We start from the raw sequence: 23,790 nt of genomic DNA, 5'->3' as shown, positions 1-23,790 counted from the left end.
GAATCTGTTCGCGAAAGGTCTCGTCTTACCGTGGAATGGCTCAGCGCCCCTGAAAACCGTTTGCCCGTCGGCCGATACGCCAAGGAAGCCATCGACTGGCTGACTGGAAATCTCGCATTTTTCTTCGACTGGCTCTCGTTCATTTTCCAAAGCGTCATCGACGCTTTGCTATATGTCCTCCAGACACCACACCCGCTTGTGATTGTCGCAATTCTGACCGCACTGTCCGCATGGACACGCCGCTCGGTCGGTATGCCGATTTTCACCATCCTCGGGCTGCTTCTCATCATCAATCTCGGCTACTGGAAAGCGACGACGGAAACCCTTGCGCTTGTGATTGCCGCAAGCGCAGTGTGCATGATTATCGGCATACCGCTTGGAATTCTGGCTGCACGCCGCAAATGGATTTACGCGGCCATGCGTCCGGTTCTCGATCTGATGCAGACGATCCCGACCTTCGTTTATCTTATCCCCGCGCTGGTTCTTTTCGGGCTCGGCATGGTTCCCGGCCTGATCGCCACGGTAATCTTTGCCATTCCAGCACCGATTCGCTTGACCCGCCTCGGTATCATCTCAACACCGCCGGCGCTTGTTGAAGCCGCCGTTGCCTTCGGTGCAACGCCGGGACAGGTACTTCGCAAGGTCGAACTGCCATTTGCAGCCCCTCAGATCATGGCAGGGCTGACCCAGACCATCATGCTGTCGCTGTCGATGGTGGTGATTTCCGCCCTCGTCGGTGCAAACGGCCTCGGCGTGCCAGTGGTACGTGCGCTCAACACCGTCAACATCGCGATGGGCTTCGAAGCCGGCCTGTGCATCGTCATATTGGCGATTGTTCTGGACCGACTGTTCCGCCTTCCCGGCTCGGAGGACGACCTGTGACGGACGCAATCATTTTCGGAAATGTCGACATCGTCTTCGGCAACAGGCCAGAACTCGCTCTGTCGCTGATCGACATGGGCAGATCCCGCGAGGAAATCAACGCGAAAACGGGGCTGGTGCTTGGCGTCGCCAACGCATCGCTCGCGGTGAAGGAAGGCGAAATCCTCGTTCTCATGGGGCTTTCCGGCTCCGGAAAATCCACTCTGGTTCGCGCTGTCAACGGACTTGCGCCGGTCGTGCGCGGCAATGTCTCCATCAAGACCAAATCCGGTTACGTCGATCCTTATCGCACGACGGCGAAGTCGCTGCGCGATCTGCGCATGCACACGGTGTCGATGGTGTTTCAGCAATTCGGCCTTTTGCCCTGGCGCAATGTTGCAGAGAACGTAGGATTCGGCCTGGAACTTGCCGGTGTGCCCGAGGCGGAACGCAAGCGCCTCGTCGATGAACAACTGGAACTCGTCAATCTTTCCGAGTGGGCGAACAAAAAGGTCGGAGAACTATCCGGAGGCATGCAACAGCGCGTCGGACTGGCCCGGGCCTTTGCAACGGGCGCACCGATCTTGCTGATGGATGAACCGTTTTCAGCGCTCGACCCGCTCATTCGAAGCCGCCTTCAGGACGAACTTCTGGAGTTTCAAAGCCGCCTGAAGAAAACCATCCTGTTTGTCAGTCACGACCTGGATGAGGCATTCCGTATCGGCAACCGGATCGCGATGATGGAGGGCGGGCGTATCATCCAGTGCGGCACACCGCAACAAATCGTCAAACATCCGGCCACACAATATGTCGCGGACTTCGTCCAAAACATGAACCCGATTTCCATGCTGACTGCAGCGGATGTCATGACGCGCGGCATTGGAGAAAAGAACGGGCATCTGGCGGTTGCCGCAACGGCCCGCCCCACGTCTCCTCTCATCGATATTCTCGACGCTTTGTCGAAACATTCCGGCGCAATCGGCGTCGTCGACAACGGCTCAATCGTCGGCACGATTTCGGCGGATGACATCGTCAGCGGCCTGACTCGACACCGCAAAAAATGACATTGCACCAGGTTCCAAGAAGGCTTTCGCAACCGCGGAAGCCTTCTTTTTTGTTCCTGGAACAAGAAAACTGTATCTGGAATGCAAGTTCCAAAAAAAAGATTGTATGGAACAACCATTTTAACAAGAATGCGATTGCAAACTAAAAAAAATCGCACAAGCTCAAGCATAGCTTTTGAAGCGATTGCTAAATTTAAGGGGACAGCGATCATCGAAGCCGAAATCGCGCTGCATTAACCGAAAGTACGACGCTTATTTTTTAGCCAGTGAAGTGTCGCAAATGTTATGCCGACAACATGAATACTCATGATTTCAGACAAAAAACAGGCATAAGGTAAGCAAATTAGTCATGAAGTCCCAAGTAGAGCATCATCTAACAATACTCAGAAAAAGGAACACGACATAAGCTAAATTTAAGTATATACAACGCGATCGTAGAACATTAAAACGCCCCATCGAACACCGGTTAATAGCCACCATGACCGTCGTTTCGACTGTCATTAGGAGACTTGAGCGCATGGACAACGAATCTCTGTCGGATCATAGTATCGCCGCTGCGGATCTGCTTTCGGCAATGGCGAATCCAAAACGTCTGCTGATTCTTTGTACGCTCGTGGACACCGAAGTCCCTGTCGGAGTGCTTGCCTCCCAGGTCGGTCTGAGCCAATCCGCTCTTTCGCAGCATCTTTCCAAGTTGCGCGCACAGCGACTGGTCAAGACACGCCGCGACGCTCAGACGATTTATTATTCCAGCAATTCTGAATCGGTGAAGAAGATCCTCGCATCGCTTGAAGAGATCTATTGTCAGTCGCAGAAGAGCAGCCGCACTGCCGCCTGATATTCAGGCTGGCGCTGGCGCTCGCACTTTTGAAAGATGATACCCGAAACCGGCTTCAGGCCGGTTTTTTGTTTTGAGGCTCAGGCTGCGGAAACGATCGAAGCCTGCTGTTTCAGCTTGTTGGCGGCAGCCGCATATCCACCCGATGCACCGTCAACGAAATGCATGTGGTCCCTCGATAATGGCGACGGTACGATGCAGGTCATCAGAGCAGCATCCTGCTCATGCAGCCCATAATAACAGGCACCCGTAACACGGCCTCTTTCCAGTCGTGTCCGCAGGCTCTCAAGTCGCGCCGCGTCCATATCGACTGTCATTTTCAATCCGTCATCGAACTTCCTGAAATCTGTGTTGCTGGCAACGGACCGGCGGTAACGCGCCGCATTGAACCGCCCGAGCGAAAGCCCTGTGATTTGAAGGATATTGATCAAAAAACTCTCTGCCAGGATACGCAGAGAACTGCGGATCGCCCCGACACGATCATGGTAGCCTGAGCGCGCATGTGCTTCCAGGCCGAGCCCTTCGCGCACGAAACCGAGCTTTGGCCCATCTTCCGGCACGGGATGCCCCTGCCGGGCATCATCGCCGGCAAGCTCAACAATATCCGCCACCAGCGCCCGAAACGCCTGCATATCCTGTGACGGGCCCGGCACCGCAATGATGGAAACAATCTTGCCATGTGTCGCCTCGATCGGATTCCAGCGACAGGAAAGCCCCGTCAGATCGGGCCGCGCACCCGTTTCCGCTTCAGGCACACCATAACGCCCCTCTTTCATGCGCGCTTCCGCCCAGCTGTTGCCGCCGCCCGAAAACATCGCATAGGAAACATCCTCGCTCGCCTGAAAACGCGCAACGCGCACGTCGAAACCGTTTTCCCGTATCTCGGCAACGGGAACCAGCGCCACACGCATGGTCAGGTCGAGTTCGTCCTTCACCCAGCGCTGCACATTTGAAAGCGCGGCACTGGCAATCTCCAGTGTATGCGGCGGCACAGCCACTGCTGCCCCATCGCCACCGAAAACGAAAGGCAGATCATGCCGCTTGAGGCTGTTTGAAACCCCTGAGATGACGGCAGCCCCCGCCATGTTGACGGTCTTGTATCGACCAGCACCAATAGCTGCGGTCGAATCGACAATATCGGCAATCGCCAAAGCCCAGCCTTGCGGCAGGGCGCGATAAAGGGCCGGATCGGCAACATCCTCAAAGTGCTGGAACACAGGAAGTGCGGCCAGGAATTCGTCGTCGACTGTTCTCATGCCGTCATTATCCTCCAACGCGCACCAAACGCCAAGCATTCGCAATGCCACAGGTGTATATTCAAACCACGCGTTTCAGGGGCTGATCGCAATCGATTTACCAACTATGAACCGTATAGCTTCAAAGGCCGCTTGCCTAAACCATCAAACCTTTCCTATGAACTGGTTTGAACACTCGGAATTCAAATATGAAACGGGTTTTCGCGTCGCGACGTCTGCAAAACGAAAACAGGCTGCGGACGAGGCGCATACCGGGTCCAGGACCCATTCCAAGGAGATACCAGGATGAAACTGAAGACTTTGACCAGCGTGACGCTCGCAGCGTCCTTCGCCTTCGCACCGCTCGCCCATGCCGAAATCGTCATCGGCCTGATTGCACCTCTGACCGGCCCGGTCGCCGCTTATGGTGACCAGGTCAAGAACGGCGCCCAGACCGCCGTCAACGAAATCAACAAGAAGGGCGGCATCCTCGGCGAACAGGTCGTGCTGAAGCTCGCCGATGACGGTGGTGAACCCAAGCAGGGCGTTTCTGCCGCCAACCAGCTCGTTGCTGACGGCATCCGTTTTGTTGTCGGCCCGGTGACCTCCGGCGTCGCCATTCCGGCCTCCGACGTTTTTGCTGAAAACGGCATCCTGATGGTAACGCCGACGGCAACCGCTCCCGACCTGACGAACCGTGGTCTTTCCAACGTTCTGCGCACTTGCGGCCGTGATGACCAGCAGGCCGAAGTCGCCGCGAAGTATGTGCTGGCAAACCTGAAGGACAAGAAGGTCGCCATCATTCATGACAAGGGCGCCTACGGCAAGGGTCTCGCCGACTCCTTCAAGGCAACGCTGAACGCTGGTGGCGTCACCGAAGTTTTCTATGACGCCTTGACCCCAGGTGAAAAGGATCTGGGTGCATTGACGGCTCGCCTGAAGTCGGAAAACACCGACGTCATCTACTTCGGTGGTTACCACCCTGAAGCGGGCCTGCTGGTCCGCCAGCTCAATGACGCCGGTTCCAAGGCTGTCGTTATCGGTGGCGACGGCCTTTCCAACAGCGAATTCTGGAACATCGGCACCAAGGCCGCTGAGGGCACGTTGTTCACCAACGCCTCCGACGCCCTGAAGAATGCAGATTCCAAGGCTGCGGCAGACGCGCTGGCAGCTGCCAACATTCCGGCAGAAGCATTCACGCTCAATGCCTATGCGGCAGTTGAAGTGTTGAAAGCCGGTATCGAAAAGGCGGGAAGCGCTGAAGATTCCGAAGCTGTTGCCACCGCCCTGAAGAGCGGCGACGCCTTTGCAACGTCGATCGGCAAGGTCACCTACGGCGAGACCGGCGATCTGACCTCGCAGGCCTTCACACTCTACAAGTGGCAGGACGGCAAGATCGTCGCTGCTGAATAAGCTTCAACATATCGTCGGCCCGGAGGCAATCTTCGGGCCGATGTACGATCAGACAGTTGAGCGCGAAGCGCCAGTTGTTGCGCTCTGTCACTTCCATCTTTAGGGTCGGATAAAGATGAATCGAAGAAAGTCCGACATGGTTTCCACACTTGAAGCGCGCATTGACCAGGGTACCGGCCGTGAACCAGCGGATATCGTTCTCAAGGGAGGCCGTTTCTTCGATCTGGTGACGGGCGAACTTGTCGCGTCGGATATTGCCATTTGCGGCGACACCATTGTCGGCACGACGGAAACCTACACGGGTCGTCAGGAGATCGACATTACCGGCAAGATCGTCGTGCCGGGTTTCATCGATACTCATCTTCACATCGAATCATCGCTGGTCACGCCGCATGAATTCGACCGATGCGTCCTACCCTACGGTGTCACGACCGCAATCTGTGATCCCCACGAAATCGCCAACGTTCTTGGCGAGGAAGGCATCCGTTTCTTCCTGGATTCCGCCCTGGAAACCATCATGGACATCCGGGTGCAATTGTCCTCTTGCGTGCCCGCGACACATCTGGAAACGGCAGGTGCCGATCTGCCAATAGAAAAGCTTCTGCCATTCCGGAACCATCCGAAAGTTATCGGCCTTGCCGAGTTCATGAACTTTCCGGGTGTTGTCCACAAGGACCCCGTATGCATGGCAAAACTGGAGGCATTTCAGGGCCAGCACATTGACGGCCATGCGCCGCTTCTCTCCGGGACGGCGCTAAACGGCTATCTCTCCGCGGGCATCCGCACCGAACACGAATGCACGACTGCCACAGAGGCGCTGGAGAAGATCCGCAAGGGTATGCACATTCTTGTGCGCGAAGGTTCTGTATCGAAAGATCTGCACGCCCTGATGTCCATCATAACCGAACGCTTGTCGCCGTTTCTGGCACTCTGCACGGATGATCGCAATCCACTCGACATCGCCGAACAGGGCCATCTCGACTACATGATCCGTACCGCCATCGCCAACGGCGTCGAACCACTTGCCATCTATCGCGCCGCCTCCATTTCGGCTGCAAAGGCTTTCGGCCTTCGCGATCGCGGCCTCGTTGCTCCGGGCTGGCGCGCCGATCTCGTGGTGATCGACACGCTGCAGAACTGCAAGGCAGGCCTGGTACTGTCGGCCGGCAGGATCGTCAACGACGACTTGTTTGCCACACGCAAACCTGTCGCCCCGGTTGGCCTCGACAGCGTCAAGGCACGACACGTGCTCGCAGCACATTTCGGCGTTCCGGCGACGGACAGCGAAAGCCCGGTGATTGGGGTGTTGCCCGGCAAGATCATTACCGAACATCGCCGCTACAAGCTGCCGACAGATGGAAACCAGACCAGCGTCGATCTCACCAACGACATCATAAAGGTCGCGGTGATTGAGCGGCACGGCAAAAACGGCAATCATGCCAACGGGTTTGTGCAAGGTTTCGGCCTGAAGAAGGGTGCTATCGCATCCACCGTTGGACATGACAGCCACAATATCTGCGTCGTCGGCGTCAATGAGGACGATATGGCGCTTGCCGCCAATCGCCTCGGCGAAATCAATGGCGGTTTCGTTGTCGTTGCGGATGGCAAGGTAATGGGTGAAATCGCACTGCCGATTGCTGGCCTGATGAGCCTCGAGCCTTACGAGACGGTTCGCGACACATTGCACGATCTGCGCAAGACGGCTTACGCGCTCGGAACGACGCTGGAAGAGCCTTTCCTTCAGGTCGCCTTCCTGCCGCTTCCCGTCATTCCGCACCTGAAGATTTCCGATAAGGGCATGGTGGACGTGGATCGCTTTGCGCTGATCTGAGCCGAACCAGACGCTGCCAGCCTAAGGTTCGCTGCTAACTCTTTGGTGCCGGCAGGATCTTGCGGAAGTAGACGACGCGTTCCGTTTCCTCAAAACCCAGAGCCGCGTGCATGCAATGAGAAGCGATGTTGGCAATATCCGCATCGGAGGCGAGTTCGGTCACGCCTTTGCTGGCCGCCCATTGTGTGACTTCCGCGATCAACGCAGCGGCAACACCCTGCTTTCGAAACGCCTCCTCAACGTAAACCCCTTCAAGGAACGCCACGGGCGACGTCTGACAACCATTGACGTAGTCATGCCGCAGACTTGCTTCGACGAAGCCGACAGCAACTCCCTCCGCACTGTAGGCGACCAAGCCGGCCTGCCTGTCCGAGCACGTCTGCAGTTCGGCTTTATGCTCGGCAAGCGAGCTTGTGGGCCATAAAAGAGATCGCAGTCGTGACCAGTCATCCAGACAGGCGATGCCGGCCTTGATGACGACCGGCCCCGTCACGCAATGATCCCGCAAAAAACATCCAGCCCTTCAAGGGTCACCACACCTGCACCGAACAGCGGCGTGAAGCCCGGCATCGGCGTGATGTCCTTGATCACAGTACCCTTCGGAACAGGGAACTCCACGGGATCGCGGGTGAGATTGAAGACGAAGAGCAACGTCTCCTCTCCCTTGGTGCGGGTAAAGGCCAGAACATCGAGATTGGTCTTGAGAAAGTGCATATCGCCATCGCGCAATGCACCATGACCTTTGCGAAAGGCCAGCACCGCGCGATAGTGGTTCAGAACCGACTCCGCTTTGCGCTGCTGCCCATCCGCTGCCAGCATCGCATGAGCGTAGGGCACCGGAAGCCATGGTTTCTCCGCAGTCGAAAACCCGGCATTCGGCATACCCGTTTCCCAGGGCATGGGCGTGCGGCACCCATCCCGTCCTTTGAAAGCCGGCCAGAAGCGGATGCCGTAGGGATCGCGAAGATCCTCAAAAGCAAGCTCAGCCTCCGTCAGAGCCAGCTCCTCGCCCTGATACAGGCAGATCGAACCCCGAAGGCTCGCCAGCACGCAGATTGCAAGCTTCGCAACACGCGTCTGTTCCTCGACATTTTCCGTAAACCGGCTGAGATGGCGAACCACATCATGATTTGAAAAGGCCCAGCAGACCCAGCCATCTGTGACGGCCTTCTGAAAGCCTTCAACCGAGTTGCGCAGATGCCGTGCCGTAAAATCCGGCCCGAGCAGATCGAACGTGTAACACATGTTGAGCTTGTCGTTGCCGGACGTGTAGGCGGCAACAGTCTTCAGCGACCTCGCCCCGTCTCCGACTTCACCAACCGTGGCCCGGTCGTCGTACTGATCCATTAGAGCACGAAACCGTTTGAGAAAATCGATGTTTTCCGGCCGCGTCTTGTCGTAGAGATGATCCTGCATGCCGTAGGGGTTCACGTCCGATGCATCGAGGCCGAAACTTTCCTCGTCGAACAGCGGCGGGTTATCGCGCAGCAGCTTGTCGTGGAAATAGTGGTTGACGGTGTCCAGCCGGAAGCCGTCGACCCCACGCTCCAGCCAGAACTTGACGGTTTCGAGCAGCGCATCCTGAACATCGGGATTGTGGAAATTCAGGTCCGGTTGCGAGCCCAGAAAGCTGTGCATGTAATATTGCTTACGCACGCCGTCCCATTCCCATGCGGGTCCACCGAACACAGACAGCCAATTGGTCGGCGCGGTGCCATCCGGCTTCGGATTGGCCCAGACATACCAGTCGGCTTTCGGATTGATGCGGCTGGCGCGGCTTTCCACAAACCAGGAGTGTTTGTCGGAAGTATGCGAGATCACCTGATCGATGATGACCTTCAAGCCGAGCCGATGCGCCTCCGCGATCAGCGCGTCGAAGTCAGCCAATGTCCCAAACAACGGATCGACATCGCAATAATCGGAAACATCATAGCCCATATCGGCCATCGGCGAGGTGAAGAACGGTGAGAGCCATATGCCGTCCACACCGAGCGAGGCAATATAGGGCAAACGCCTGGTTACGCCGGCAAGATCGCCATATCCGTCCCCGGTCGTGTCCTGAAAAGATCGCGGATAGACCTGATAGATCACCGCTCCCCTCCACCAATCCGATTGCACAAGAGGTTTCTGAACCGGGGCATGGGTTGGCTGCATGGAGGCTCTCCTGATGGCGGCGAATCCCAGAATATAAAGCTGTCGCCCTGCCGTAAACGGCAACTTCGCAAATGCACACAATCCGTCGCAATGGACTTGTCAGGCAAAGTCAGGCGTCGTAATTCGAACGCAAGAGCGAGTGGAGGATCAAGGCGTGGGTGGACGGTTTCTTTCGATTGGCGAGTGCATGGTGGAACTGTCTCAAGCCGGAGACGGGCTGCTGCGCAAAGGCTTCGCAGGCGACACCTTCAACACGGCCTGGTACGCACGGGCCTGCCTGCCGGACGATTGGTTGGTGGATTACTTCACTGGACTTGGCGACGACAGCCTTTCAGAGGACATGCTGGCTTTCATCGAGGCAGCAGGGATCGGCACGCACAGCATCCGCCGCATCAAAGGTGGTACACCGGGCCTCTACCTCATCAACCTCAAGAACGGCGAACGGACCTTTAGTTACTGGCGCAATGCCTCGGCGGCACGGCAGCTTGCCGATGATGCCGATCACCTGCGCAAGACGATCGAAAACGCCGATCTGATCTATTTCTCCGGCATTACCCTTGCAGTCCTGTCCTCGCCAAACGCGGTGGAGACCTTCCTGTCGGAACTGCGCCGCGCCAAGGCGGCCGGTAAGCGCGTGGTTTTCGATCCAAATATCCGCCCTCGTCTGTGGGCCGACAAGGCGACGATGCTCGACACCGTTTCGCAGGGCGCGCGCGCCGCGACACTGGTGATGCCGAGCTTCGATGACGAAGCGACCCATTTCGGCGACACGTCCGTCGAAGCGACAATCGATCGCTACCGCGCACTCGGCGTCGTCGACATCGTCGTCAAGGACGGTGCGAAAGGCGCCACGCTCGACTTCGGCGGTCAGCGCAGCCATGCACCTGCGGTCCAGGCTGTAGACGTGGTGGATACCACCAGCGCAGGCGACAGCTTTAACGGCGCGTTCCTCGCTCGCTACGTGACCGGCAGCGCGCCAGACGAGGCAGCAAGCTTTGCTGCCGAGGCCGCTGCTGTCGTGATCGGCCACCACGGTGCATTGATCAGCCCGGAGCTTCTGCCGCTGGTTGGCTGAAGCGCCGCCCTGCCAACTGACATGATCCTGTAACACGCACGCCGCATATACGGTCCGAAACCGCGCAAATCGGGATTCGGCGACGCGGATGCAAGCAGGATCGGCTGTTCATGACGAGAATCACGATTGTCACAGATGCCTGGCACCCGCAGGTCAACGGCGTGGTTCGCTCGATTGAAAACACCAACCTGGAATTGGCCCGCCTTGGCGTCGACGTCCGCATGGTGACACCACAGAATTTCCACAGCATACCCTGCCCGACCTATCCCGAGATCCGCCTGTCCGTCGCCGGATATCGCCGTGTGGCCGCCGAGATCGAGAAAAGCCAGCCGTCCTTCGTCCATATCGCAACGGAAGGTCCGCTCGGTTTTATGGCGCGACGCTGGTGCGTAAAAAACAGGATGCGGTTTTCGACCAGCTACCACACGCGCTTCCCCGAATATGTCGCAGCCCGCTTCCCGGTCCCGGAGCGCTGGCTTTACGCCTTCGTTCGCTGGTTTCACAACGGGGGCAACACATGCATGGTCGCAACCCAGAGCCTTGAAACCGAACTTGAGGCGCGCGGCGTCAGAAACCTCAGACGCTGGAGCCGTGGTATCGACGCGCACCTGTTCCACCCGCGTCCAAAAACATCCCTCCCCTTCGATCTGCCGCGCCCGATCTTCATGACGGTCGGTCGTGTCGCGATTGAGAAAAACCTGCCCGAATTCCTCGACCTCGATCTGCCGGGTTCGAAGGTCGTCGTCGGAGACGGCCCCGCACGCGCCGAATTGCAGGAAAAATATCCCGACGTGCTGTTTACGGGCGTAAAGACCGGCGAAGCCCTCGCCGACGCTTACGCGCAAGCGGATGTATTTGTCTTCCCATCAAAAACAGACACGTTCGGCAACACCATCCTGGAAGCGCTTGCAAGCGGCGTGCCGGTGGCGGCGTTTCCGGTTACCGGACCGATCGACATTCTCGGCGACAATCCTGAGGCTGGCGCACTGGACAACGACCTCCGAAACGCGTGCCTGGCTGCGCTCTCCTGCTCAGCGGAGGGAGCACTGGCGCTCTCGAAAAACTACAGTTGGGAAAAAGCCTCCCGGCAGTTCCTCGACAACGTAATCCAGGCGGCAGGCAAGAACCTGCCTCGCTTACCGCAATCGCGCCTGGCCTGACAAAACGAAAGCTGGCGCCTCCATATTTCGATGGACGAACGACCGCGACAGTGCCAAAAGGCGATCAGGACGCGACCGCCGTTAACTTTAGAACGGGGTCGGGCTGCTGATTGACGTCAGGCGGCTGCCGCGAGAACACGCTGGCCGTCCTTTTTCCATATTGTCGAGATTACCAGGCGCCGCTCAGACCATTGCCGGTCAGAGGAATGGTTGTGCTTTTACCATTGCTGTCACTGACAGAAATCTCGCTTTGCATCTGCTTTGGCGACTTGCGGAACCAACCGGCTGCGATGGACGCCAGATCGCCGATCATGCCGTGCTTGTGCCAATCCGCAAAACGTTGCCCCATGGCCTCCGGCTCGACCTTGTAGAAGAAGTCGCCAGACTGGCCGAGATCGTTGATGGATGTCGCCATGGACGAAAGCGGACGCTGAAACATCTTGGAAGGCACGGAAAGATGTTTTGCACTTTCCGAAAATGCAGGCGCCATGAAATCGATCGCCCATCCATCCGCTTCAACCCAGCAATGGAAGTTTTCGCCAGCACCGGTCACATAACCGTCCTCACGATGATCACCGAACAGGATGAGCGTGCCGCCGAGATTATAGGCAGCGAGGCCGCCCTTCGGCACGGCCTTGATCTTGTACTGCTGCTGGAGAATAAACGCGCCAAACGTGCTGAAATACATGCACGCCGTTGCCGGATCAGCGTTTTCGTTGATAAGCAGGCTGTTGATGACGCGGTAAATCCGGTGGTAGTCGCTCTGCTTAATCAACATGGTCTTTCACTCGCAGTTCTACGTCGACGATAGAGCCGTCAACCAGGCCCATTGTCCGGTGCGATTGTTCAATCTCGTCTGAGGGCATCCCCGCCTTCGATGCGAGGATGCATCAATATTCGATCCGATCAGCGCTTCTTCTTCGCCTTGCCTTCGAACGGATTGTCAGAGCCGCGGTAATGCACACGGATCGGGACGCCCGGCATGTCGAAATCCTTGCGCAGGCCGTTCACCAGATAACGCGTATAGCTTTCCGGAATAGCTTCCGGGCGTGTGCATGAAATCATGAAGGCCGGCGGACGCGCCTTCACCTGTGTCATGTATTTCAGTCTCAGGCGGCGACCGGAAACGGCTGGCGGCGGATGCTGCGTCGTCTGCGCATCCAGCCAGCGATTGAGCCTTGCCGTCGAGATACGACGGTTCCAGACCTTATCCGTATCGATGATGTTCTGCATCAGCCGGTCGAGACCATACCCGGTCTGGCCGGAGATCGGCACGGCGCGAATACCACGCGCCTGCGGCAGAAGCCGCTCGGTCTTTTCACGCAGATCGGCGAGATAGGCCTGCGGATCTTCGACGAGATCCCACTTGTTGAAAGCAAGAACTGCGGCGCGTCCCTCGCGGATCACGAGATCGACGAGCTGCAAGTCCTGCTTTTCGAAAGGAATGGTGGAATCGAAAACGATAACAACCGTTTCGGCAAAGCGGATCGAGCGCAGGGAATCGGCGACCGAAAGCTTCTCCAGCTTCTCCGTCACCTTCGCCTTGCGGCGCATACCAGCCGTGTCGAACATCTTGATGGTGCGGCCGCGCCAGTCCCACTCGACCGAGATACTGTCGCGGGTAATACCGGCTTCCGGACCGGTCAGCAGACGGTCTTCGCCGAGGAAACGATTGATGAGCGTGGACTTGCCCGCATTCGGACGACCGATGATGGCGACGCGAAGCGGCTTCGTGTCGTCGTAAACCGGCTCTTCGTCCTCATCGTCTTCGTCACCAAATTCGTTGTGCGAAAGAACGATGTTGGTTTCCGCCTCATCCACCTCTGGCGGGAACGCCACATCTTCGCCGATCGCGGCGACGATGGCGTCGCGCAGGTCGATCATGCCCTGGCCATGCTCGGCAGAGATCGGGCAAGGATCGCCGAGACCCAATGTGAAGGCATCGTAAAAGCCGCCGTCAGAACCGCGTGCTTCCGACTTGTTCGCTACGAGAACAACAGGCTTGCCGCGACGACGCAGCATTTCCGCCAGCGTTTCATCAGCCGGCGTCAAACCCGCCTTGGCATCGACAACAAAAAGCGAAACATCGGCTTCCTCGATGGCCGCTTCGGTCTGCGCCCACATGCGGCCTTGCAGCGTTTCGGGCCCGGATTGCTCCAGACCAGCGGTATCGATGATGGTGAAACGCAGATCGACGAGCTTCGCCTCGCCGGGGCGGCGGTCACGGGTCACGCCTGGCGTGTCGTCCACAAGCGCCAGCTTCTTTCCGACCAGACGGTTGAAAAGCGTGGACTTTCCGACATTGGGGCGCCCGACTATGGCGACGGTGAAGTTCATTGATCGTAGTTCCTTGAAGGTGGGAAAGCTCTGTTACGAAGCTTTGCCCGAAGCGGTGATATTGTCGAGCATGATCTGCGCACGATTGGTGACGTTACGCGGTGCCTGTGCATCCGTCACGATCTGCTCGAACCATTGTTTTGCCTTGGCGAAGTCGCCCGCCTTGTAAGCGGAGAGACCCAGAGCCTCACGTGCGGAAGCGCGCATCGTCTGGGCTTCGCCGCTCAGTGGTTCCGCCAGCGCAGCAACCTGATCATAGGTGCCGTTATCGACCAGCAACCATGCAGCGCGAACCTTTGCCGTATCGCGGAACACCTGCGGTGCAGACGTGTCGTTGCCAATATCGGTAAAGGCGGAGATGGCACCTGCTGCATCGCCCTTTTGCGACAGCAGCGTCGCCGAACGGAATTTCGCCAGAACCGGATAATTGCCGTGGCCGGATGTCTCCAGATCCGTAAATGCCTTCAGCGCCTCGTCCGTCTTGTTTTCGGAAGCAAGCTTCAAGGCTGCAAGGAACTGATCGCCGGAGTTGGATGCACGGCTGGTGTTCCAATATTCGTAGATACCTGCACCGGCAGCCCCCAGCACGATCAGGACCGCGCTTCCCACGACCACAATCCCGTAGCGGCCCCAGAAATTGGACAAGCGTTCCGAACGGATCTGCTCGTTCACTTCGCGGATAAAGGTATCATTTTCGTTTGCCATCGAATTCTCCGTTATCCACCCGGAAAGGTCGCTACGACCAACCCGTCGGCGGACATGCCAAGGCGCGCTGCCGGGAGCCAGTAAAAAAGGCCCACCAAGCTATGGTCGGCCTTCTAGAGCGTTTTCGCCTTATATGTAAGGGGGAAACGTCGATTTCCTACATCGCAAGCGGTTGCACGCCGATCAACCATTCGTGCAACTTGAATATGAAAGCTGCCCAGAGCGCAACACCGCCGATAACGGCGATGACATCGTAGCGACCCGACACGAATGGACGCACCACCTTCTCCCCTGCCCGCTCACGTCGCTTGAGAGAAATTCTGAGCACCACACCCCAGGCAAGAAACGATGCGAAGAGCAGGATGGAAGACGTCTCACCGTTCGCGAGAAGATGTGCAAGCGCCCAGATTTTCACGGCCAGAACCAGCGGATGTTTTGATTTCGTGGCAATGTGCCCGGCTGGAAGAAGGCTCGCCACAAGACAGATCATCGAGGGCAGCATCAGCGTCAGCGCGATATGGCTCATCCAGATTGGCGGATACCAGAGCATTCCGGTTTCCTGCCGTGCCTCACCAAAACCGTAGACGAGGAGAACGATGGCAAGAAGACTGACGAACGAGTAAAGCCCCCTGAACGGGCCCTGACCAAGCCGCGCAATCATGCTGGCCCGGAACCCGGGCGCAATCACGCTGAGCGAATGCGTCAGGAAAAAGAAGATAAGACAGAGTACGAAAAAGAGCATGGAGCAATTTCCCCTGATGTCCGCAAACGCCGGACTGCGACAAGCCGATGAACGGAATTAGGACGAAAGCTGTAAAAAAGCCAGATTATTCAAAGCTTCGCCTTATTCCGGCGGCAAAAGGCCACAGTGTTTGATAGTCCGGATACCCGATGATTTCCCGTTTTGCCGCCATTTCACTGTCGTTCTGCATCGCCGCACCGGCCTTCGCCCAGGTTGATGAGAAGCCCAAACAGCTCGTCATCGTGTCTTTCGATGGCGCTGGAGACAACACGCTGTGGGACCGGAGCCGGGCGACGGCAAAAGAAACCGGCGCACACTTCACCTATTTCCTTGCCTGTACGCTGGTGATGGATCGCAAGACCAGCGCCAAGACCTATCAGGCACCCGGCCAGAAGGCCGGTCGGTCGAATGTCGGTTTTGGACAGTCGATCGACGACGTCGAGACACGTCTGAGAAACATCTGGACAGCCTCGCAGGAAGGCCACGAAATCGGCAACCACACCTGTGGCCATTTCGATGGCGGGCAATGGACGACAGAGCAGTGGGACGCGGAGTTCACGACCTTTACCAGCACGCTGGAAAACGCCTGGCAGATGATTGGCAAGAAGGGCGAGGAACCCGAGGGATGGCGCGACATGGTGCGCAAGATCAATGGTTTTCGCGCGCCCTATCTTTCACAGGGTGAAGCCTTGACGGCCGCACAGAAAAAACACGGCTTCGTCTATGACGCCACCAGCATTACCAAAGGGCCGGAATGGCCTGTGGAACGCGAAGGCATCGAGCATTTCGGCCTGCCGCTTATTCCGGAGGGCCCAAGCAATCGACCGATCATCGGCATGGACTACAACCTGTTTGTTCGCCACTCCATCGGTGTCGAGACACCTGATCGCTCCAAGGAATTCGAAGAGCGCGCCTACACCGCGTTCCGCAACGCCTTCAACAAGCAATATAACGGTGAGCGTATTCCCCTGCAGCTCGGTTTCCATTTCGTCAAAATGAATGGCGGCGCCTATTGGAACGCCTTTGAGCGATTGCTGCGCGAGGTCTGCAAGAAAGACGATGTCGCCTGTGTCAGCTACGCACAGGCAATGCCGATGATTGAGGCACGCCAGAAACACAAGACGGAAGGGTAAAACCCGACCGGTTACAAAAAGGGCGGCCAATCGGCCGCCCTTTTGTTTTCGTCACGGCCGGTTGGCGGCCATTTCACCCTCTTCAGCCTCACGCTGCAGATAACGCTCGTCGATATCGGGCAGTGGCTGGTCATCGATTGCCGCTTCGAAGGCGACCAAGCGTTTGCGGATCGACAGAAGCTCGATGATCGTCGACCAGGAGCTGACGAGATACTGGAAGCTGTCGCTGACCTGACCGAACGCCGTGGCGATCTGCTGCCATACACCCATGGTGATCTTCGCGGCCACGATGGTCGGGATCAACATGAAGGTCAGGATGATCGCATCGAGCTGACCGAACGTGTAGCGAGCAACGTTGAAATAGAGATAGTGCCAGTACATGCGGAAATAGTTCTTGCGCACATTGGCGAACAGCTCACGCATGGTCGGCGGCTGGGCACGGTCGCCATGGTCTTCGCCATAGACAAGCTCCTTGCGGAACGCTGCCTCGACGCGCTGGTTGCGGAACTGCAGGCCTGGAAGCTTGATACCGACAACAGCAAGAAGCACGGTGCCGAAGACGGACCACAACAGGGCAAGCCAGAACAAAGAATGCGGGATCGCGCCGAGGAATGGCAATTCGGTGACATGCGCCGACATCTGGAACAGCAGTGGCAGGAAAACGACCAGGGTCATGACCGAGTTGATCAGGACAACGCCAAGGCCTTCAACGATCGATGCAAACCGCATCGTATCTTCCTGCACACGCTGGGAAGCACCCTCGATATGGCGAAGCTTGTCCCATTTCGACAGGTAGAAATCGTTCATCGCAGTACGCCAACGGAAGACATAGTGGCTGGTGAAGAACGCCGTGGTGACGTTCATCGCCACGCCAACCATGCCGATTTCCAGGAAGCGCAGTTGAAGTGCGTAGAACTGGCTTGCCTCGATCCCCGGCTGTCCCTCCAGCGCGCGCTGGAAAAGATCGAAGAACGGGCCGCGCCAGTTGTTGATCGCAACGGAAACCTGAACTGCGAAATAGGCGATGAAGATGATGAAGGCCGAACCCCAGATCGACCAGCTGGTCCAGGGGTGGTCCTTGGCAAGGATCTGCCACGTCACGCCGAATATCGCGACGAAAATCGTGAAGTAGAGATAGAACCAGACGTTATCACGGGAAAAGAAATACGCGATGCCAAGAGGTGCCGTTTCGCCCGGAGCCAAGGGCGGCATGCCAAGGGCGGCGCCCAATTGTGGACCGATGCTGTACCACACGGCAATGCACACGACGGTCCACAATGCCGCTGAGGTAAAAAACAGCTTCGGTTTGGGAAAGAAGGAATGAAACACGTTTTTAGTCCACGCGCGTTTGAGATCGGCCATTATTGGCGAAGCACTTGTTGGCGCGAACCTAGGGCAGAAATTTGTGCACAGCAACGCCGAAGCGCTCACCTTAACAATATGTAAGGCATATCAGCCGTGTGAAGGGCTTTCAGCGCCTCGCGTCGGCTGCGAGAACAGGCAACATCAGAAGAATGCTGACACCGAGAATGCAGGTAGCGAGGATCGAGGGGGCCGTGAAATTTCCCGTCGCCTCAGCAATCCATCCGGCGGCAAGCGGGCCAATGATCTGGCCCGTTCCGAAGGCTGCCGTCATGAAGGCGAAGGCACGTCGGGGGCTACCAGCCGCAAATTCACGTCCGAGCTGCAGCCCGTACGCTGTGATGACCATGAAGGTCAGACCAAGCAGCAGGCCACCCGTGAGAACACCTGCGACGGGCGGCAACATCACCGATCCCAGGACACCGACCGCCTCCACCGCGAGCACGATCACAAAGGCCCGCTTCAGCCCTTGAGCCCTCAATACCGGCTTCCACAGGAACAACGAGACCGCCGCAGCGCAGCCGGTCACAAACCAGGCCAGAAACTCCACGAAGACACCGGCTGACGCCATGCGCGCGATGGCGACGATAAAGGTCGCGGTTATGACGTAGCCAAAGCCGAACAGACCATAAGCAAGCGTGGTCAAAACCAGCGGCCGTTTCCATTGAAGCGGCGGCTCGGCGGCGACAGACGCATGCCGGGGCGGTCCTGCAGGCAGAACACGCCAGACCATGACCAGAGTTGCGAACGTAAAGATGGCACCGGCAACCCATTCCTGTCGCCAGGAAGCGCCGCTGCCATGAAAAACAACACCAATCAGGTAAACGACAAGCGACGAAATGGCGATGCCTGCACCGACGCCGCCAAAATGCAGTGCCTGGATATGGTCTTTGCCGGCCTGCATCGCATGACCGATGACGATCTGCGAGGTGAAGATCATGGTGAAAGCGCTGGCGAGACCGGCAAGGAAACGAATGACTGTGAAAGCTGCAACACTATCGAAAACAGCCATGGCGAACAGCAGGACACCGGTTGCCAGCAGACCGGAAAGAGCGACGAGACGCTCTCGTCCCTCTGCCCATGAATAGGCTGCCAGGATGGCGCCCGCCAGATATCCGGCGAAATTGCCAGCCGCGATCACGCCAGCATCTGAGGCCGACAGAGGAATGTCCGCCATCATACCCGGGAGAATGGGGGTGAAGGAAAAGCGGCCGAAACCCATGGCCGATGCCATCATCAATGCGCCGCTGAAACCAAGCGCGACAAGCCGCCTGTTCGAAATATGGTCTGAGGAGGTCATGGACGGCTTATCGCAGCCGCCCAGCCAACCGACAAACAAGTTATTTTGATTGCGCCAATAACGCGTTTTGATCGATCACTCGACAAGCGTCAGAACGAGCGGACCATTTTTCGTCGCAACGACAGTGTGCTCGTACTGAACCGTCGGGGCGCTCGGATCGCTGAAGAGCGTCCATGGATCATCATCACCGTCTTCCGCCCAATAGGCGCCCATCGACAAGAACGGCTCCACCGTGAACACCACACCTTCCTGCATGATGCGTCGCTCCGCCTTGTCCGGCCAGGTCGCAAGTTCTTTCGGCTCCTCGTGCAGCGAGCGACCGATGCCGTGGCTGGCAAGATTGGTAATCAACGTATAGCGGTTCTTCTTCGCAAACGAGCCGATTGCATTGCCGATATCGGCGAATGGACGCCCGGTCTTTACCTGCTGAAGCCCGGTCCACATTGCCCGCTTGCCATCGCGGCAAAGCCGCTCAATCTCTTTCTTGACCGGCGGCACGGCGAACGACGAACCCGTATCGCCGAAAAAGCCGTTTTTCACGGCCGAAACATCGATATTGACGAGATCACCCGCCTTTATGATGCGCGGACCCGGAATGCCATGGGCCACTTCCTCGTTGACGCTGATGCAGGTGGCACCCGGAAACTGGTAGCAGAATTCCGGTGCCGATTGTGCACCATTGTCTTCCAGCACCTTGCGACCGATCGCATCCAGCTCCGCGGTGGTGATGCCAGGCTCAAGCGCATCAGCCATCGTCTGCATCGCAAGCGCGCAAACCCGGCCGACATCCTTCAGCATCTCCAGTTCTTCGTCGGTGGATATGACCATTTTTCCGTCCGTATTCTTGTAAGCGATGCCCTCCTGGGGCACCGCCATCATCGTCAATCAGGCTGTGGCTTTCACCGGATCGGCGCTGCCAGTCAATTCTTTTCTGACGATCGGGGCGACTTTCGTGCCGTAAAGCTCGATACCGCGCATGATCTGGTCATGCGGCATGAGCCCGATGGCCATCTGCAAAAGGAAGCGATCATTCTTGAAGACACCATGCGCCTTGATGATCTTTTCCGCCACCTGCTCGGGTTCACCGAGGAAGAGGTTGCCTTCAGCCCCACGCGCAGCATCGAAATGGGCACGGTTCGTCGGCCCCCACCCCCGCTCGCGACCGAGACGGTTCATAACCTCCGCCTGCGGACCATAAAACTGATCGGCGGCCTTCTCGGTGGTATCGGCAATAAAACCATGGACGTTGATGCTGGTCCGCAATTTCGTCTTGTCTTGCCCTGCGCGGCGAGCCGCCTCGTGATAGAGATCGAATAACGGTGCGAAACGGCGATATTCGCCGCCGATGATCGCAAGCGCGACCGGCAATCCCATCGCACCTGCCCGTGCGACCGACTGCGGCGTACCGCCAACGGCGATCCAGACAGGCAGCTTCTCCTGTAACGGGCGCGGATAGACACCACGTCCGTTGATCGGCGCACGCTTGGCGCCGCTCCAGGTAATGATCTCCTGCTCGCGCAAAGCCAGCAGCAGGTCGAGCTTTTCGGTGAACAGCTCGTCATAGTCTTCCAGATTGTAGCCGAACAGCGGGTAGGATTCGATGAAGGAGCCCCGCCCTGCCATGATCTCGGCGCGACCATTCGAGAGCAGATCGACAGTCGAAAATTGCTGAAAGACCCTGACCGGATCATCAGAACTGAGCACGCTCACGGCACTCGTCAGCCGAATGTTTTTCGTTTTCACCGCAGCAGCCGCAAGCACTGTCGATGGTGAGGATGCGACGTAATCAGGGCGATGATGCTCTCCCAGCCCGAAAACATCCAAGCCAACCTGGTCGGCAAGCTCGATTTCTTCCAGCAGATTTTTCAATCGCCGCACGCCTTCAGGCCCGCGTCCATCAGCGGGGTTGGGGTCGACATCCGCGAAGGTGTAGAGACCGAGTTCCATGTCCGATACCTCTGTTTTTCCGTTCCCCTGAAATAGGCACCCACTCTCCCCAAAACAAACGGGAAAATCTGGAACGGTCTCTTCGAAAAAATGGATGGAAGCGGTTTCTCCAGCGTTTCCCCTGTCACCCATCTTCCCGCAGGAGGCGTATACAGCGCATTCTTCAAATGCCGATTGCCAGCCGGGCCGGTTTGGGCATACGCTCGTCAATATATATGTGCGAGGTAATGCCGAGAGGGGAATGCATGCATCGGACAGTGATTGTAACAGGCTCTACAAGTGGAATCGGTCTTGCCATCGCCCAGGCGTTTGCCAAGGATGGAGCCAATGTGGTTTTGAATGGCTTCGGCGACGACGATGAAATCGAGGAGCTTCGCCTTCTGCTGGAGGCAGAGAGCGGTGGTCGCGTCCTCTATCATCCGGCGGACATGACACAGCCCGATGAAATTGCCGATCTCGTCAATTCCACGTTCGAGAAACTGGGCTCGATCGACGTGCTCGTCAACAACGCAGGTGTTCAGCACATTGCTCCGGTCGATGAGTTTCCGCCGGAAAAATGGGATGCGATCATCGCCATCAATCTGACGAGTTCCTTTCATACCATGCGTGCTGCGATACCCTTGATGAAAAAGGCTGGCAAAGGCCGCATCATCAACATCGCCTCGGCACATGGGCTTGTCGCCTCGCCGTTCAAATCCGCCTATGTCGCAGCCAAACACGGCATCATGGGGCTGACCAAAACGGCAGCGCTGGAGTTGGCGCAAACAGGCGTGACGGTCAATGCCATCTGCCCCGGCTACGTGCTGACGCCTTTGGTCGAAAAGCAGATACCCGAAATGGCAAAGGCGCGCGGGATCAGCGAAGAGGCCGTCAAGAACGATGTGATGCTGGAACTGCAGGCCATCAAGGAATTCGTCACGGTCGAGGATGTCGCGGCCACAGCGCTGTTTCTGGCAAGCGATGCTGCCAACCACATCACGGGTACACATATTTCTGTCGACGGCGGCTGGACGGCGCAATAATCAGCCGATTTTATTTCCATTTCAGAAATAATGAATTTCCGAAACGGAAATCGATCTCCACCCGCAGGCGTGCATAGATGATGAGACAGGAACCGGCGATTTGCCGGGCAACGAAGCAAGGCAGTGCATGAACGACGCAATCAGTTTCATCCTCAACAACGAAACCGTTTCGTTGAAGGATTTTGGACCAACCGACACGCTTCTTGATTACCTTCGGCTCTCCAGACGGCTGACAGGCAGCAAGGAAGGCTGTGCGGAAGGTGACTGCGGCGCATGTACGGTCTTGGTCGGGCGGCTGCTCGATGGCTCGCTGCGATATGAAAGCGTCAATGCCTGCATTCGCTTTTTGGGCTCGCTGCATGGCACTCATATCGTGACGGTGGAACATCTCGCCGCGCGTGACGGCACGCTGCATCCCGTCCAGCAGGCCATGGTGGATTTCCATGGTTCACAATGCGGTTTCTGCACGCCGGGCTTTATCATGTCGCTTTACGGTCTGTGGCTTTCGGCGGAAAATCCGTCACGCGCGGATATCGAAAAGGCCCTGCAAGGCAATCTCTGTCGATGCACGGGCTACGAGCCGATCGTCCGCGCCGCGGAAAAGATCGCGGCAGCCCGCCCCAGTGCGCTTTTCGACCCGCTACAGCGCGATCGTACCGACATCATGGCACGTCTTTGGGCCATCCGGACCAATGAAACCATCGTCGTTACCAAGGGCGACGACCGCACCATCGTTCCGGCAACGCTCTCATCGCTGATCGATCTCTATGCCGCCGAACCGAAAGCAACCATCGTTGCCGGCTCTACCGATGTCGGCCTGTGGGTGACGAAGCAGATGCGGGCGCTGAACCCGGTCATCTTCATCAACAATCTGTCCGAATTGCAGACCGTGACGGTCGATGGCGAGGGCATCACGCTGGGCGCTGGCGTCACTTACAGCCAGGCATTCAAGACCATTGCGGATCATGTTCCGCCACTTGCCCGGCTGTTCGACCGGATCGGCGGTGAGCAGGTGCGCAATATGGGCACGATTGGCGGCAATATCGCCAATGGTTCGCCGATCGGCGATACGCCGCCGGCATTGATCGCACTCGGCGCCATCCTGACATTGCGCTCCTCATCGGGTGCACGCACCATACCGCTCGAAAGCTACTTCATCGAATACGGCAGGCAGGACAGATTGAGCGGCGAATTTGTCGAAAAACTCCTCATTCCGCTTCCTAAGGCGGAAAGCCGCTGCGCTGTCTATAAGATCTCGAAGCGGCGCGACGAAGACATTTCTGCCCTGTGCGCAGCCTTCAACCTCACGCTGGATGCAGACGGCAGCGTCGAAGATATCCGCATCGCCTTCGGTGGCATGGCGGGCACGCCCAAACGAGCGGCTCATCTGGAAGCCGCTTTGCTGGGAAAACAATGGACGCAGGAAACGATCGAGGCTGCCCGCGATATGCTGGACGAGGATTTCCAGCCGTTGACCGACTGGCGCGCGACAGCCGAATACCGGCAACTGACGGCTAAGAACCTGCTGACGCGCTTTTTCCTTGAGACAAGCGGAGCAAAGCAGGAATTGAGCCGTTTTGCGCTGGAAGACGCATAAACGCGAAGGATTGA

General features: G+C 57.5%; 21 protein-coding genes. 10 read left to right on the top strand and 11 right to left on the bottom strand.

From position 1 onward, the window contains the following. The first annotated feature begins 30 nt into the window (after positions 1–30). The 3 genes from choW (at position 31) to ACIQT8_RS10625 (ending at position 2,763) form a co-directional block, all read left to right on the top strand. On the top strand, positions 31–882 hold the full coding sequence (choW, locus tag ACIQT8_RS10635) for a choline ABC transporter permease subunit (protein WP_262523133.1): 852 nt from the start codon (positions 31–33) through the stop codon (positions 880–882). Then, the gene (gene choV / locus ACIQT8_RS10630) at positions 879–1,925 is read left to right on the top strand and encodes a choline ABC transporter ATP-binding protein (protein WP_400965014.1); all 1,047 of its coding nucleotides are present in this window, start codon (positions 879–881) and stop codon (positions 1,923–1,925) included. The genes choW and choV overlap by 4 nt, the downstream gene beginning before the upstream one ends. 517 nt (positions 1,926–2,442) lie before the next feature. Further along, a complete protein-coding gene (locus tag ACIQT8_RS10625; RefSeq protein ID WP_138791141.1) occupies positions 2,443–2,763 on the top strand; it encodes a helix-turn-helix transcriptional regulator in 321 nt (106 codons plus the stop codon). Positions 2,764–2,843: 80 nt separating this feature from the next. On the opposite strand, the gene ACIQT8_RS10620 is transcribed toward ACIQT8_RS10625, so the two are convergent. After that, entirely contained in the window at positions 2,844–4,019 is a 1,176-nt protein-coding gene (locus tag ACIQT8_RS10620; RefSeq protein WP_138791142.1) for a DUF3095 domain-containing protein, read from the bottom strand. Between the two features lie 285 nt (positions 4,020–4,304). Between ACIQT8_RS10620 and ACIQT8_RS10615 the strand changes: the two genes are divergently transcribed. Then, positions 4,305–5,411, top strand: a complete 1,107-nt coding sequence (locus ACIQT8_RS10615; RefSeq protein ID WP_138791143.1) for a branched-chain amino acid ABC transporter substrate-binding protein — start codon at positions 4,305–4,307, stop codon at positions 5,409–5,411. Between the two features lie 136 nt (positions 5,412–5,547). Further along, positions 5,548–7,242: an adenine deaminase gene (gene ade / locus ACIQT8_RS10610; protein ID WP_400965013.1), complete on the top strand. Its 1,695-nt coding sequence runs from the start codon at positions 5,548–5,550 to the stop codon at positions 7,240–7,242. Positions 7,243–7,276: 34 nt separating this feature from the next. Here ade and aac(6') read toward each other — a convergent pair whose 3' ends face one another. Both aac(6') and ACIQT8_RS10600 read right to left on the bottom strand, forming a co-directional pair. Then, the gene (gene aac(6'), locus ACIQT8_RS10605) at positions 7,277–7,717 is read right to left on the bottom strand and encodes an aminoglycoside 6'-N-acetyltransferase (protein WP_400965413.1); all 441 of its coding nucleotides are present in this window, start codon (positions 7,715–7,717) and stop codon (positions 7,277–7,279) included. A gap of 14 nt (positions 7,718–7,731) precedes the next feature. Continuing rightward, positions 7,732–9,396 carry an alpha-glucosidase family protein gene (locus ACIQT8_RS10600; protein ID WP_400965012.1) on the bottom strand — a complete coding sequence of 555 codons (1,665 nt, stop codon included), beginning with the start codon at positions 9,394–9,396 and terminating at the stop codon, positions 7,732–7,734. 154 nt (positions 9,397–9,550) lie between these two features. On the opposite strand from ACIQT8_RS10600, the gene ACIQT8_RS10595 reads away from it, so the two are divergent. Beyond that, positions 9,551–10,471, top strand: a complete 921-nt coding sequence (locus ACIQT8_RS10595) for a sugar kinase (RefSeq protein ID WP_400965011.1) — start codon at positions 9,551–9,553, stop codon at positions 10,469–10,471. Between the two features lie 110 nt (positions 10,472–10,581). Beyond that, entirely contained in the window at positions 10,582–11,631 is a 1,050-nt protein-coding gene (locus tag ACIQT8_RS10590; RefSeq protein WP_138791147.1) for a bifunctional monoglucosyl/glucuronosyl diacylglycerol synthase, read from the top strand. A 169-nt stretch (positions 11,632–11,800) separates the two neighbouring features. On the opposite strand, the gene ACIQT8_RS10585 is transcribed toward ACIQT8_RS10590, so the two are convergent. The 4 genes from ACIQT8_RS10585 to ACIQT8_RS10570 form a co-directional block, all read right to left on the bottom strand. Continuing rightward, complete coding sequence (locus tag ACIQT8_RS10585; protein ID WP_138791148.1) at positions 11,801–12,409, bottom strand: DUF2026 family protein; 609 nt, start codon at positions 12,407–12,409, stop codon at positions 11,801–11,803. A 128-nt stretch (positions 12,410–12,537) separates the two neighbouring features. Then, positions 12,538–13,968, bottom strand: coding sequence for a ribosome biogenesis GTPase Der (der, locus tag ACIQT8_RS10580; RefSeq protein ID WP_138791149.1), 1,431 nt, complete (start codon positions 13,966–13,968; stop codon positions 12,538–12,540). A 33-nt stretch (positions 13,969–14,001) separates the two neighbouring features. Next, a complete protein-coding gene (locus ACIQT8_RS10575) occupies positions 14,002–14,673 on the bottom strand; it encodes a tetratricopeptide repeat protein (RefSeq protein ID WP_400965010.1) in 672 nt (223 codons plus the stop codon). A 157-nt stretch (positions 14,674–14,830) separates the two neighbouring features. Next, a complete protein-coding gene (locus tag ACIQT8_RS10570; RefSeq protein ID WP_400965009.1) occupies positions 14,831–15,415 on the bottom strand; it encodes an NnrU family protein in 585 nt (194 codons plus the stop codon). 149 nt (positions 15,416–15,564) lie between these two features. On the opposite strand from ACIQT8_RS10570, the gene ACIQT8_RS10565 reads away from it, so the two are divergent. Next, the gene (locus ACIQT8_RS10565; protein WP_138791152.1) at positions 15,565–16,548 is read left to right on the top strand and encodes a polysaccharide deacetylase family protein; all 984 of its coding nucleotides are present in this window, start codon (positions 15,565–15,567) and stop codon (positions 16,546–16,548) included. 51 nt (positions 16,549–16,599) lie between these two features. On the opposite strand, the gene sbmA is transcribed toward ACIQT8_RS10565, so the two are convergent. The 4 genes from sbmA to ACIQT8_RS10545 all read right to left on the bottom strand — a co-directional run bounded on the left by sbmA (position 16,600) and on the right by ACIQT8_RS10545 (position 21,157). Next, entirely contained in the window at positions 16,600–17,877 is a 1,278-nt protein-coding gene (gene sbmA / locus ACIQT8_RS10560; protein ID WP_400965008.1) for a peptide antibiotic transporter SbmA, read from the bottom strand. A 142-nt stretch (positions 17,878–18,019) separates the two neighbouring features. Continuing rightward, the gene (locus ACIQT8_RS10555; RefSeq protein ID WP_400965007.1) at positions 18,020–19,210 is read right to left on the bottom strand and encodes an MFS transporter; all 1,191 of its coding nucleotides are present in this window, start codon (positions 19,208–19,210) and stop codon (positions 18,020–18,022) included. A gap of 75 nt (positions 19,211–19,285) precedes the next feature. Beyond that, positions 19,286–20,038 (bottom strand): type I methionyl aminopeptidase, encoded by a 753-nt coding sequence (gene map, locus ACIQT8_RS10550; protein WP_138791155.1) that lies wholly within the window; start codon positions 20,036–20,038, stop codon positions 19,286–19,288. A 57-nt stretch (positions 20,039–20,095) separates the two neighbouring features. Then, a complete protein-coding gene (locus tag ACIQT8_RS10545) occupies positions 20,096–21,157 on the bottom strand; it encodes an LLM class flavin-dependent oxidoreductase (protein ID WP_400965006.1) in 1,062 nt (353 codons plus the stop codon). A gap of 245 nt (positions 21,158–21,402) precedes the next feature. Between ACIQT8_RS10545 and ACIQT8_RS10540 the strand changes: the two genes are divergently transcribed. Next, positions 21,403–22,179: a 3-hydroxybutyrate dehydrogenase gene (locus ACIQT8_RS10540; RefSeq protein ID WP_138791157.1), complete on the top strand. Its 777-nt coding sequence runs from the start codon at positions 21,403–21,405 to the stop codon at positions 22,177–22,179. A 127-nt stretch (positions 22,180–22,306) separates the two neighbouring features. Continuing rightward, positions 22,307–23,776, top strand: coding sequence for a xanthine dehydrogenase small subunit (gene xdhA, locus ACIQT8_RS10535; protein WP_400965005.1), 1,470 nt, complete (start codon positions 22,307–22,309; stop codon positions 23,774–23,776). Positions 23,777–23,790 lie beyond the last annotated feature (14 nt).

Origin of the sequence: Agrobacterium sp. NPDC090273 (genome assembly GCF_044772305.1) — a bacterium.
GTDB lineage: Bacteria > Pseudomonadota > Alphaproteobacteria > Rhizobiales > Rhizobiaceae > Agrobacterium.
This window is presented reverse-complemented; position numbering and strand designations above follow the sequence as displayed.

Coding starts and splice junctions, on each gene's coding strand:
- ACIQT8_RS10625 (WP_138791141.1), top strand. CDS start 2,443: ATGGACAACGAATCTCTGTCGGATCATAGTATCGCCGCTGCGGATCTG.
- ACIQT8_RS10620 (WP_138791142.1), bottom strand. CDS start 4,019: ATGAGAACAGTCGACGACGAATTCCTGGCCGCACTTCCTGTGTTCCAG.
- ACIQT8_RS10615 (WP_138791143.1), top strand. CDS start 4,305: ATGAAACTGAAGACTTTGACCAGCGTGACGCTCGCAGCGTCCTTCGCC.
- ade (WP_400965013.1), top strand. CDS start 5,548: ATGGTTTCCACACTTGAAGCGCGCATTGACCAGGGTACCGGCCGTGAA.
- ACIQT8_RS10600 (WP_400965012.1), bottom strand. CDS start 9,396: ATGCAGCCAACCCATGCCCCGGTTCAGAAACCTCTTGTGCAATCGGAT.
- ACIQT8_RS10590 (WP_138791147.1), top strand. CDS start 10,582: ATGACGAGAATCACGATTGTCACAGATGCCTGGCACCCGCAGGTCAAC.
- ACIQT8_RS10585 (WP_138791148.1), bottom strand. CDS start 12,409: ATGTTGATTAAGCAGAGCGACTACCACCGGATTTACCGCGTCATCAAC.
- der (WP_138791149.1), bottom strand. CDS start 13,968: ATGAACTTCACCGTCGCCATAGTCGGGCGCCCCAATGTCGGAAAGTCC.
- ACIQT8_RS10575 (WP_400965010.1), bottom strand. CDS start 14,673: ATGGCAAACGAAAATGATACCTTTATCCGCGAAGTGAACGAGCAGATC.
- ACIQT8_RS10570 (WP_400965009.1), bottom strand. CDS start 15,415: ATGCTCTTTTTCGTACTCTGTCTTATCTTCTTTTTCCTGACGCATTCG.
- ACIQT8_RS10565 (WP_138791152.1), top strand. CDS start 15,565: ATGATTTCCCGTTTTGCCGCCATTTCACTGTCGTTCTGCATCGCCGCA.
- ACIQT8_RS10555 (WP_400965007.1), bottom strand. CDS start 19,210: ATGACCTCCTCAGACCATATTTCGAACAGGCGGCTTGTCGCGCTTGGT.
- map (WP_138791155.1), bottom strand. CDS start 20,038: ATGGTCATATCCACCGACGAAGAACTGGAGATGCTGAAGGATGTCGGC.
- ACIQT8_RS10545 (WP_400965006.1), bottom strand. CDS start 21,157: ATGGAACTCGGTCTCTACACCTTCGCGGATGTCGACCCCAACCCCGCT.
- ACIQT8_RS10540 (WP_138791157.1), top strand. CDS start 21,403: ATGCATCGGACAGTGATTGTAACAGGCTCTACAAGTGGAATCGGTCTT.
- xdhA (WP_400965005.1), top strand. CDS start 22,307: ATGAACGACGCAATCAGTTTCATCCTCAACAACGAAACCGTTTCGTTG.